Origin of the sequence: Virgibacillus alimentarius, assembly GCF_000709085.1 — a bacterium.
Taxonomy (GTDB): Bacteria; Bacillota; Bacilli; order Bacillales; family Amphibacillaceae; genus Virgibacillus_B; species Virgibacillus_B alimentarius.
This window is the reverse complement of sequence record NZ_JFBD01000011.1, coordinates 1-12,753: the sequence shown is the minus strand read 5'-3', so window position 1 is coordinate 12,753 and position 12,753 is coordinate 1. Positions and strand designations below refer to the sequence as shown.

The window sequence follows — 12,753 nt, the reverse complement described above, 5'->3', positions numbered from 1 at the left end:
GTAATTTCCCCCTTTAAAATGCTACAGCTAATCTTGCTTTAGCAATCTTTTCATACGGTATTTCAACTTGCTTTTTTTTTGCTTTATCTTTATATTCGATTGTAGCTAAGTTATTTGAAAATTCCTTCAATAAACCTTCATATTCTTTCTCACCATTGATTGGTGCATATAGTTTCACATGAATGTTTTTATTTATATTCATTGCAAGGTCTTCCTTCGTTTTTAATGGACGTTCTGCACCAGGAGATGATACTTCTAAAAAATAAGCATCTTTTACAGGATCCTTTTCATCTAATTTTTCACCTAATAATTCTGATACAGCTCCACATTCCGCAATATCAATACCACCTTCTTTATCAATAAAAACGCGCAAAAACCAGTCTTTTCCTTCTTTTACATATTCAATATCCACTAACTCAAGATTATGTTCCTTTAGTATAGGCTGCACCAACTCTTCAGTAATTTCGACTACTTTCGAAGACAACTGTTATCCTCCTTTATTTAATTGTTTAGTATCTATTATGTACATCAAAGTAAATTTTCATATAAGTATTTTTTAATTATAAAACCCTTGCCGTAATTCGTGGCAAGGGGTGACTCAAAGCTTCCTATCAAGAAAGAGTGGGGTCCGCCCACTCTTATAAATCCGTTTCATTACTTACCAATAAAACTATATCATAAGAAAAGGGCAGATGCAAGATGGACGGTTTGAAAGTTTACAGCTATCTGAAATTGATAAGTAATCAAATAAGATATAAGCAAAGGCTGATCAAAATAGAGACAGCTGGTTCTTTTCTGCCATTCCTTCTAAACATCCATGTTTATCTAAAAACGCAAGAACTGTTTTCGAAATTTTACTTCGCTCTCGCAAATCTTCTTTCGATAAAAATTCTCCATCCTCTCTAACCTTCACAATGTTGATTGCTGCATTTGTTCCTAAACCATCAACAGCGTTAAATGGTGGAATCAGTGTATTTCCCTCCACAATGAATTCTGTAGCCTTTGACTTATACAAATCCACACGCTGAAAAGAAAAACCGCGTTCACACATTTCTAATGCAACCTCTAATACGGTTAGCAAACTTTTCTCTTTGGGAGGTGCGTCATTCCCTTTTGCTATGATATTTTCAATTCGCTGTCTAATAGCATCTGAACCTTTCACCATTGTATCTAATTCAAAATCACCAGCTCTGATAGAAAAATAAGCCGCATAAAAAAGAATCGGATGGTGAACCTTGAAGTATGCAATACGAACGGCCATTAAAACGTATGCCGCAGCATGGGCTTTTGGGAACATATATTTTATCTTTTTGCATGATTCGATATACCAATCTGGAACATCATGCTTCTTCATTTCAACAATCCATTCATCTTGCAGTCCTCTTCCTTTACGCACAAATTCCATAATCTTGAACGCTAAGGAGGAATCTAATCCTTTTTGCATAAGATAGACCATAATATCATCACGTACACCAATAACATCTGGCAGTTCACAGATACCATCATTAATTAATTCCTGTGCATTTCCCAGCCACACATCCGTACCATGTGATAGACCAGAAATGATGACTAGCTCTGCAAATGTATTCGGTTTTGTATCTTCAAGCATTTGCCGTACAAATCGTGTACCAAATTCAGGTACACCTAACGTTCCTGTTTTACAATTAATTTGTTCTGGCGTAACGCCAAGCGATTCAGTGCTGGAAAATATTTTCATTACTTCTGGATCATCCGTTGGTATTGTTTTCGGATCAATACCGCTTAAATCTTGAAGCATACGAATTACCGTAGGATCATCATGCCCAAGGATATCTAACTTTAATAAATTATTATCAATGGAATGGAAATCAAAATGGGTTGTTCTCCACTCGCTCTTGCGATCATCAGCTGGGTATTGTATCGGTGTAAAATCATAAATTTCCTTATTTTCCGGAACAACGATGATTCCACCTGGATGCTGTCCAGTCGTCCGTTTAACCCCTGTGCATCCTTGTACTAATCGATCAACTTCAGCATTTTTATAAACAAGTTGTTTATCTGAAGCATACCCTTTCACATATCCATAAGCCGTTTTTTCAGCAATCGTGCCTATTGTTCCTGCACGGTACACATAGTCTTCACCAAACAATTCTTTTGTATAATGATGTGCTCTTGGCTGGTATTCGCCAGAAAAATTAAGGTCAATATCCGGGACCTTATCCCCTTTAAACCCTAAAAATGTTTCAAATGGAATATTTTGACCATCTTTTGTTAAAGCATGGTTACAATTTGGACAATTTTTATCAGGTAAATCAAAACCGCTACCTACCGAGCCATCTGTAAAAAACTCATTATAATGACAGTGTGAACAAACATAATGAGCCGGTAAAGGATTGACTTCCGTTATTTCCGTCAGTGTAGCTACTAAAGAAGATCCGACAGACCCCCTAGAACCTACTAGGTAACCATCATCTAAAGATTTTTTTACCAATTTATGCGAAATCAAATAAATCACGGCAAACCCATGGCCAATAATACTTGATAATTCCTTTTCCAAACGCTGTGTAACAATTTCCGGCACTTCTTCCCCGTAAATTGCTTTTGCATTTCCATAGCAAAGATCACGGATTTCTTGATCAGCACCTTCGATATTCGGTGTATATAGATCTTCTTTTACAGGCGATACCTCATCAATTAGCGTTTCTATATGGTGTGTATTTTTTACAACGATCTCCTCTGCTAACGCTTCACCCAAAAATTTAAAGCATTCCAGCATTTCATTTGTCGTATAAAATGGTGTATCAGGAAGTGTTTGCCTATTTAACGGATTTCCTTTCTGGGATGCAATTAATATTCTCCGATATAATTTTTCATGAGAATTTATATAATGTGTATTCCCGGTTGCTACAACAGTTTTATTCAATCGTTTGCCCATTGCTACTATTTTAGTAATTATATCTAAAATTTGAGCTTCGTTTTGTACAAGATCTTTTTCAACTAAATGAATATAATTAGCTGGAGGGTGTACTTCGATATAATCATAGAATTCAGCTACTTTTTCTGCCTCTTCAGCTGATTTTTGCATCATTGTTTCAAATACTTCCCCTTTATCACATGCAGAACCAACAAGAATGCCACTGCGTAATTTTTGCAATAAAGACCGTGGGATTCGTGGTTCACGGTAAAAGTAATTAATATGAGAATAAGAAACAAGTTTATAAAGGTTTTTTAAACCTTCCTGATTTTTAGCAAGTAAAATGCAATGATGAGGGCGTGAGCGCTGGTATGCATTTCCTTCACCTATATGTTTATTTAATTGATTATGATTTGTTATTTCTTTTTCTAGCAGTCGCTGGACTAACTTCCACAATAAATAACCTGTAGCCTCGGCATCATATATAGCACGGTGATGCTGTGTTAATTCAATATCAAGATGTTTACACAACGTATTCAACCTGTGATTTTTTAATTCTGGAATTAAAAACCTAGCTAATTCTAATGTATCAATTACAGGATTTTCTATTTTTTCATAATTTATTTTTTTAAATCCCTGATTTAGAAAGCCAATATCAAAGCTCGCATTATGAGCAACTAATATACTTTCTCCCATCCATGCATGAAAATCTTTTAATACTTCATCAACCTCTGGCGCATCTCTAACCATATCATCTGTAATTCCTGTCAATTCTGTTGTCGTTTCTGATAATGGATGATGTGGGTTAGCAAATGACTCAAAACGATCTATCACCTCTCCTTGGTGTATTTTAACACCAGCAAGTTCAATAATCGTGTCGTAAACAGCAGAGAGTCCTGTTGTTTCCACGTCAAAAACGACATATGTGCCTGTATTTAAGTCAATATCATGTTCATTATAAGCAATTGGCACACCATCATCGACCAAATTCGCTTCTACCCCATAAATTACCTTTATGTTATTTTTTTCACTTGCATTGTGTGCTTCAGGAAAACCTTGTACTGCAGCATGATCTGTAATTGCTATTGCTTTATGCCCCCATTGAGCTGCTTGTTCAATAAGACGGGTCGGTGAAACAACTGCGTCTAATTGGCTCATTGTTGTATGAGCGTGTAACTCTATTCTTTTACTATCTTCGGATACAGTATCTTGCCGTTGTTCCACCTTTACTTCATGAATATCATTAGCCATCATTGCTAATTCATTCGTGTACATATCCGTTTGGATACTTCCTCTAGCCTTGATCCACATCCCTTTTTTAACAAGTTCAAAATCGGCCGCATCCTCATCGCCTTTTGAAAACATTTTAATTTGCAGTGAATCTGTATAATCAGTCGCTTTTACAATTAATAAACTTCTGCCTGAGCGTAACTTTCGTATATCAACATCAAAAACATACCCTTGCACAGTCACACGACGTTCTTCATCTTGAATTTCTTCCATTTGAAAAGGTTCATCATTAATTTTATATCCAAGCATAAGATTTTTCGTTTTACTGTCATTTTTAGCCTTTTCTTGATCACGCTTTTCTTTTTCTTGAACTGTTTTTAACACTAATTGCTGGTCTTCTAATGCGGTTTTTTCTCTAAATTTCTGAATATCAATCTCCTCTGTTTTCACCGTAATATCCAGCAAATAATTAGAAGCCCCAATTTTTTTTACAAAAAGCACGAAATGGTTTTTCCAATCGTTTTTTTTAAGGCTGCACTTTCTGCTTCATTTCTCGCTGTTAACATAATGTTATTATTATTAACTTTCGGGATCTGATTTTGAACTAAATCTTTGTAGGCCGGAGATAAATTGGATATTGATTGAATAAAACATTGCCAATAATCACTTATCGTTTGTTCATCGCAAGATTTGTCTTCCGTATATAATGACAAGTCCACTGTTGCAATTTGCTGAAATGTTTCTTGAAGTTTTAAAATAATTATTTGATAAACATGGGCTGGTAGTATTTGCTTTATATGAATATGAAAATGCCATGTTTTGGTTTCCTTATATACCTCAAGCTTTATAAGTTCACTGGATTTGAAGTGTTTTTCTACCAACTCTTCAGATACTTGCAGCTGTTTTAACAACAAATTCATTTTTTCTTTTTTTGTTATATCCATTTATTTTCCTCCTGTTACAGCTTACAAATAAGTATAAAATAAAAGAGCATTTTTTTGTATTTATTACTCTAACCATCATTAATTATAAAACCCTTGTCTTTATAACGACAAGGGTTCCTTCTAGTTTTCCTTTATAAAAATAGCCGTTGTATATCGTTCCATGTGACAACGAGCATTAAAAGCATTAATAAGGCAAACCCGATAAAATGGACAATACCTTCTTTTTGTGGATCGATCGGTTTACCCCGAACCGCTTCTAATCCAACAAACAACAGTCGTCCTCCATCTAATGCTGGCAAAGGAACTAAATTAACGATTCCTAAATTAATGCTTAACATTGCTGTCCACATTAAGAAATTCATAAATCCGGTTTGAACAACTTGGTCTGTAGCATCATAAATCCCTACTGGACCTGATAACATATCAAGAGAGTACTGGCCAGTGATCAGCATACCGAGATTTGTTAATATTAATTTTGTTGTTTCATATGTTTGTTCAAAACCGTACTTAAATGTTTTAAAAAATGACTTTTCAAAGGCTTGATAAACGCCAATTTGGCCAATTTCCATATCTTCAATTTCATTTAGTCTTGGTGTTACGGTCGTTGTTATCGCTTCGCCATTGCGTTCTAACGTCATATCCAACTCTTCTTCGGGACTTTCTCTTACAATCGTAGTAAATTCTTCCCAAGTGGAAATGGAATTACCTTCTATTTCAATAATTTCGTCACCATCTTGAAAGCCTGCTTCCTCTGCTGGACTTCCTGATTGTACCTCACCAAGTTTTGCATTTTCAACAGGAACCCCCTGAATGAGTCCTAATATAATAAAGATAACAATCGCTAGCAGAAAATTCATCATTGGACCTGCAAATAATTGCATCGCCCTTTTTCCTACACTTTTTGATGCAAACTGTCGATCATAAGGAGCAATTTGAGTCTCCATTTCATCCATTACAAAAAAGGCCTTCTCATCCACTTTAAAACTCAACTTTTCATCATATTCATCAATTTCGTAACCTTCAATAACTAATTGATGGTCTAGATCTACGTGTTCTACTTCTATTACTCGCGCATTTGGATGTTTGGATTTATTATTTACTATTATTTTCTTCACTTTGCCTTCGTCATTAAATTCAAGCCCAATATGATGTCCAGGTTTTAATTCAACAATTTCAGGGTCTTCCCCTGCAACACGCACATATCCTCCAATAGGCAACAGGCGGATTGTATATACAGTCTCATTTTTCGTAAAAGAAAATATTTTCGGACCAAAGCCGATAGCAAATTCTCGTGCCAGCATTCCCGCACGTTTTGCAAATATCAAATGGCCGAACTCATGAATAAACACAAGTAGCCCAAACATAAATACAAATGCAATAACTGTGTTCAAAAGAAGCACCTTCCTTTATTCAGTGTAGGAAAAATTTTCTTCTCATCTGCTATTTATCTATACATTTTCGATTGATAAATATATGTACCATTCCTTTATTTTAACTCTATTATTTAGTTTCATTCAAGAATATCTCCTTTTTAGCTTACAAAATGGATGAAATGTATCAAAGGTAAAACAAATAATAAACTGTCCAACCGATCTAAAATACCACCATGTCCAGGTAATATTTTACCTGAATCTTTCACATCGTAGTGACGTTTAAATGCGGATTCGACTAAATCGCCTATTTGTCCAAAAACAGAAATAAACACTGTAACTCCAAGAATAATGATCATAGAGAAGTCAAATGGATAAATTAAATGAAATATAACACCAACAATGCATGCACTGATGACGCCGCCAATAGCACCTTCAATTGTTTTATTCGGACTAATAATTGGCCATAGTTTTCTTTTTCCAAATGCACGACCAAAAAAATATGCACCTGTATCTGTCGCCCAAATAATGAATAATACAAAGAATATATAATTTAAACCTGCAGCACGTGTTTCAATTAAGTAGTTAAATCCTATACCAACATATATAGCTGCGAGCAGCATAAAACCGGCATCATCAAAAGTAAATGTATTTTTTGCAAGTACCGTATACCCTAATAATAGCACAACAATTAAGACGATAGCTTCTATTATTGTAAACCATACTCCGGGTATAGCACCGCTAGGCATCTGTAATAAAATAATCCATACAAGAGCTGTCGCTAAAATAAATGGAATAACGTGGCCAGATAGCTTTCGCATTTGTATTAGCTCAACTAAAGCTAGCGTAGACAAAAAATAAACAAATAATGTAAATGGCCATTCTCCATATATAACTAAGGGTAAAAACACAATAAGAGCCAAGATTGCCGTTTGAATTCGCTGTTTCATCTATAATTTCAACACCTTATATGCCTCCATATCTTCGTTTGCGTTGCTGATAATCATGGAGAGCTTTTTCAAATATTTCTTTATTAAAATCCGGCCATAGTACTTCAGTAAACCAAAATTCAGAATAAGCAAGCTGCCATAATAAAAAATTACTTAAACGTTGCTCGCCACTCGTCCGAATTAATAAATCCGGATCTGTTAAACCATCCGTGTATAAGTACCGGGAAACAGTTTCTTCATCTAATGTTTCAGCTGTAATATCTGATGTATTTATATCGGACATAATATGCTTTATTGCACGTACTATTTCAAACCTACTCCCATAGTTTAAAGCAAAGTTTAATAATAATCCATTATTATTTTTCGTTTTCTCCTTCGCATAGTTTATAGCTTCTTTTGTATGGGTTGGTAATGCATTAAATTCACCAATTGTTTCGATTCTCACATTATTCTCAATCATCTCTGGTAAATAGATATGTAAAAATTCTTTTGGAAGCTTCATCAGAAAGTCAACTTCTGATTTAGGTCTCTTCCAGTTCTCTGTAGAAAATGCATATAGGGTAAGAATTTTAATTCCAAGAGTAGATGCAGCTACCACAATTTCTTTCACAACATCCATACCCTCTTTGTGACCAGCTATTCTTGGGAGTCCTTGTTTTTTTGCCCAGCGTCCATTCCCGTCCATTATAATAGCGACATGGTTTGGTATATTATCAAATTGAGATTCTTCTATTTTTACCTGTTTTTTTTTAAAAAATGGAAGTTTCATTTTGTCCTCCGAATATGTTGATTATCCTTATATACGATTCTCTTCACTTACTATTTTTATGATTGTAGTAAAATTATATAACTGCTTTTTCTGTTTAGGATAAATCATTAAAATCATTTATACTCATAAGAAATAAAAGCCCCCTTAAACAAGAGGGCTGTTCATTCCTATTTTACACTTTTAGTATTCATAAATTCAACATAAAAAGTATAAAAAAATTTTCATTCGAATTACACTTCCATGATTTCTTTTTCTTTCGTTTTAGCCAGATCATCAATTTCGCCAACGAAATAGTCTGTTTCCTTTTGTACTATATCTTGTGAATTGCGTAATTCATCTTCAGTGAGTTCACTATCTTTTTCCATCTTCTTCAGCTGATCATTTGCTTCACGACGCTGGTTACGTACTTGTACACGTGCTTCTTCTGCGTATTTACCTACTACTTTTACTAACTCTTTTCTTCTTTCTTCCGTTAGTGCTGGTATATTGATACGAATGACATTTCCATCACTTGAAGGAGCCAATCCAAGATCAGCTTTTTGAATAGCTTTTTCAATATTATTTATTGCGGATTTATCAAAGGGTGTGATAACGAGTAATCTTGCTTCCGGAGCCGAAACCGTAGCTAATTGATTCAATGGTGTTGCTGCTCCATAATATTCAACAACGACACTGTCTAAAATATTTGGGTTTGCTCGGCCAGCTCTTACAGTAGCTAAATTTCGGGAATACGCCTGCACTGCATCCTTCATATTATCACGCATTTGTTTTATAATTGAATCTGACATTTTTTATTTCCCCCTAATAGTTGTTCCAATTAATTCACCTTGCACGACTCTTTTTATATTACCTTTCTCAGTAATTGAAAACACAACCAATGGAATGTCGTTGTCCATACACAATGAAGAGGCAGTTGAATCCATAACCCCAAGTCCTTCGTTTAACATATCCATATAGGAAAGACTACTATATTTTTGTGCATTCTTATTAATCTTTGGATCCTCCGTATATACACCATCAACGTTATTTTTCGCCATCAAGATTACTTCTGCTTCAATCTCTGCAGCTCTTAATGCAGCAGTTGTATCTGTTGAAAAATATGGATTCCCTGTGCCTGCAGCAAAAATGACTACACGTTTCTTTTCCAGGTGTCGGATTGCTTTCCTCCTTATATATGGTTCAGCGACTTGACGCATTTCTATTGAAGTCTGGACACGGGACGGGATACCCATTGTTTCCAAGCTATCCTGAAGTGCAAGTGAATTCATGACCGTTGCCAGCATACCCATATAATCAGCGGTTGCACGGTCCATACCCATTTCACTTCCAACTTTACCGCGCCAAATATTCCCCCCGCCTACTACAATGGCTATTTCTACTCCTAGTTTAGCTACTTCTTTGACTTGGGACGCTATCGATTGAATAATTGCTGGCTCGATACCATATCCCTGTTCACCACTCAAAGCTTCTCCGCTTAATTTTAATACGATTCTACGGTATTGCGCTGCTGTCATAATAACCTCCATAAAAACTTTATCTTGTTTTTTGAAAATGACAATTTTAAAAACAGAGATTTCTATAATGGTTTAGAAATAGGGAACAATACGTTCCCTATTTATGGCATTATTTTTTCATCTGGTTCATAACTTCTTCTGCAAAGTTATCTTCACGTTTTTCCATTCCTTCTCCAACTTCATAACGCGCAAATGATTTTACTGTAGCTCCTTTATCTGCAACAAACTTCTTCACCTTCATATCAGGATCTTTAACAAAGTTTTGTTCTAACAAACAAATTTCCTCGAAGAATTTACCTAAACGTCCTTCAACCATTTTTTCTACTATGTTTTCTGGTTTACCTTCATTTAGGGCTTGTGTTTTCAATACTTCACGCTCACGATCAACCTCTTCTGATGGTACATCATCACGTGAGATATAGCGTGGATTTACTGCTGCCGTATGCATTGCAACATCTTTTGCAACATTTTCTTCTGTAGTTCCTTCAAGCATTGTAAGTACACCGATACGTCCGCCCATATGCAGATATGCACCAAAAGCATCATTGTCTGTTTTATTTAATAAAGTGAAGCGACGTAGAGAAATTTTTTCTCCAATTGTAGCAACAACTGATTTAATATATGTTTCAAGCGTATCTCCTTCACCATGTAACGGTTGTTGTAGAGCTTCTTCAACATCGTTAGGCTTTTGTTTAACAATATGCTTGCCAAGTTCAGCTAATAGTTTTTTGAATTGGTCGTTTTTTGTAACAAAATCTGTTTCACAATTCACCTCTAACAGAACCGCAGTGTTATTATCTATTTCAACATATGTGGCTCCTTCTGCCGCTATACGATCAGCCTTTTTTCCAGCTTTTGCAATTCCTTTCTCACGCAAGAAATCAATTGCTTTGTCAATATTCCCATCCGTTTCCTGTAAAGCTTTTTTACAGTCCATCATTCCTGCACCTGTTTTTTCACGTAATTCTTTAACCATTTTCGCAGTAATAGCCATTATACATCCTCCTAATTAAATAAAATGCTTCCTTTATCGTAATGTTCCTTTAAAAAAGGTGATAAAAGGCTTATCCCCCTTATCACCTGTTTCTGTAAATCTACTCTTTACTTGCTTCTACTTTCTCACCAGATTCTTCTTGGGTAGCTTCTTCTGTTTCTTCTTTTTCTACCTCTTCTACTTCTTCCCCTTGTTTCACTTCTAAAATAGCATCGGCCATCTTTGATGTCATTAATTTAACTGCACGGATTGCATCATCGTTTGCGGGGATAACATAATCGATCTCATCAGGGTCACAGTTTGTATCAACCATCGCGATGATCGGAATGTTTAATTTATGTGCTTCAGCGATCGCAATTCGTTCTTTACGTGGATCGATAACAAATAAAGCATCTGGTAGCTTATTCATCTCTTTAATTCCACCTAAGAACTTCACTAAACGATCTTTTTCTTTTAATAAATTAACTACTTCTTTTTTCGGTAGCACATCAAATGTGCCATCTTCTTCCATACGTTCAATATCTTTAAGGCGATTAATACGTTTACGGATTGTTTGGAAGTTTGTTAACGTACCACCCAACCAACGTTGATTAACATAAAACATACCTGAACGTGTAGCTTCGTCACGGACAGAATCCTGCGCCTGTTTCTTTGTACCTACGAACAGAACCGTACCGCCATTTGCTGCAATCTCTTTTACATACTTGTATGCTTCGTCAACCTTTTTAACTGTTTTTTGCAAGTCGATGATATAAATACCATTACGCTCAGTAAAGATGTATTTTTTCATCTTTGGATTCCAGCGGCGAGTTTGATGTCCGAAATGTACACCAGCTTCTAATAATTGCTTCATTGAAATTACTGACATATACTTTTCCTCCTAAATGGTTTTTTACCTCCGTTTAGATCCTTTTTATACTACGACCATTTCCATGGCACCACAAATATAAATCACTAAACGTGTGTTGTTAATGCTCATATGATAACGAACATTGCGTTTACACCATAAATAAATATATCATATGCGTTAAGACCTAGCAAGTATATCTGTTATTTTTTTTATGTAACTTTATCATCAGGGCTACTTCTGTTTTTCCACAATTCAATTCCCTAGCTATATCTTCTATTGTAGAGCCTTGGTGGTAGCGATGAAGGACTTGAACTTTTAAGGATGGCTCATAGCTATCAAGTTTATTATCACATAATACTTCTTTCGGTTTGGTAGCATTTTGATTCTGTATAGCTATATTATCTGAAGAAGCGGGAGGGGCGCCCTCACTTTTTGGTGTATGTGCATTTAATGCTTGTTGTAAACGTCTATTTTCATCTTTAATTTCATTTAGATACGTTTCAAATAGAGCAAAAATATCACCTGTGCTCACCTGTTTTTTCATTTGTATTTGCTTGGATAGTTGATAAATCGCAATCAAAGCCATTAAATGTAACATGAAGCTTACTATAAGTAAGAGTATTGTCATATAATCCCTTCTATTTATTATATTTCCTTTAGTATTTTTCTCAGTTTGAATATTGCTTTTTTATGAATTTGGGAGATTCTCGAAGTTGTTAAACCTAATACTTGACCGATTTCTGTAAATGTTAATTCGTCATGATAAAAAAGGCTTATTATCATTTGTTCATTTTTGTTTAATTCTTTCACTCCTGCTATTAATTCCTTTATCTTTTCATTTTTTACGAGACGTTCATCGGGTGAAACTGAGATATTATCTGGAATTGAATAACCAATTCCCTCAGCGGTGGAACCCTTTGGGGTTTCATCAATGGACAAAACATTAGCAAATAGAGAAGCGTTTATAAGTTTTTCAACCTCCTGAGAAGTGATTCCTAACTGTTTTGCAATTTCCTCTGAAGTAGGCTCCCTTTGATATTTTTGTTCTAACTTTTCCGAAGCATTTTCAATCTTTTTGGTTTTTTCTCTGAGCGATCTAGGTAGCCAATCCTCTTTGCGTAGTCCATCTATAATTGCTCCACGAATACGAAATGAAGCATACGTATCAAATTTCAAATTACGTTTGGTTTCAAATTTATTTAAAGCATCGTACAGTCCCATTAAACCGAAACTTTTCAA

The 12,753-nt window shown here is 35.2% G+C and carries 10 protein-coding genes and 1 pseudogene; all 11 read right to left on the bottom strand.

Features of this window, described 5'->3' with window-relative positions:
- Positions 1-13: 13 nt before the first annotated feature.
- A complete protein-coding gene (gene rimP, locus GZ63_RS0102510; protein ID WP_029266535.1) occupies positions 14-484 on the bottom strand; it encodes a ribosome maturation factor RimP in 471 nt (156 codons plus the stop codon).
- 285 nt (positions 485-769) lie between these two features.
- Positions 770-5,067 (bottom strand): annotated as a pseudogene (locus tag GZ63_RS17030) (PolC-type DNA polymerase III).
- A gap of 131 nt (positions 5,068-5,198) precedes the next feature.
- Entirely contained in the window at positions 5,199-6,458 is a 1,260-nt protein-coding gene (gene rseP, locus GZ63_RS0102495; protein WP_029266529.1) for an RIP metalloprotease RseP, read from the bottom strand.
- Between the two features lie 140 nt (positions 6,459-6,598).
- Positions 6,599-7,387 (bottom strand): phosphatidate cytidylyltransferase, encoded by a 789-nt coding sequence (locus GZ63_RS0102490; protein ID WP_029266528.1) that lies wholly within the window; start codon positions 7,385-7,387, stop codon positions 6,599-6,601.
- A 16-nt stretch (positions 7,388-7,403) separates the two neighbouring features.
- Positions 7,404-8,156, bottom strand: a complete 753-nt coding sequence (locus GZ63_RS0102485; protein WP_029266527.1) for an isoprenyl transferase — start codon at positions 8,154-8,156, stop codon at positions 7,404-7,406.
- A 230-nt stretch (positions 8,157-8,386) separates the two neighbouring features.
- Positions 8,387-8,944 carry a ribosome recycling factor gene (frr, locus tag GZ63_RS0102480; RefSeq protein WP_029266525.1) on the bottom strand — a complete coding sequence of 186 codons (558 nt, stop codon included), beginning with the start codon at positions 8,942-8,944 and terminating at the stop codon, positions 8,387-8,389.
- Positions 8,945-8,947: 3 nt separating this feature from the next.
- On the bottom strand, positions 8,948-9,670 hold the full coding sequence (pyrH, locus tag GZ63_RS0102475; RefSeq protein WP_029266523.1) for a UMP kinase: 723 nt from the start codon (positions 9,668-9,670) through the stop codon (positions 8,948-8,950).
- Positions 9,671-9,779: 109 nt separating this feature from the next.
- Entirely contained in the window at positions 9,780-10,664 is an 885-nt protein-coding gene (tsf, locus tag GZ63_RS0102470; RefSeq protein WP_029266521.1) for a translation elongation factor Ts, read from the bottom strand.
- Between the two features lie 100 nt (positions 10,665-10,764).
- Entirely contained in the window at positions 10,765-11,532 is a 768-nt protein-coding gene (rpsB, locus tag GZ63_RS0102465; protein ID WP_029266519.1) for a 30S ribosomal protein S2, read from the bottom strand.
- A 166-nt stretch (positions 11,533-11,698) separates the two neighbouring features.
- Entirely contained in the window at positions 11,699-12,142 is a 444-nt protein-coding gene (locus GZ63_RS0102460; RefSeq protein ID WP_029266517.1) for a DUF6115 domain-containing protein, read from the bottom strand.
- 17 nt (positions 12,143-12,159) lie between these two features.
- Positions 12,160-12,753 (bottom strand): FliA/WhiG family RNA polymerase sigma factor (locus tag GZ63_RS0102455; protein ID WP_029266515.1); only part of this gene is annotated, 594 nt, incomplete at its 5' end.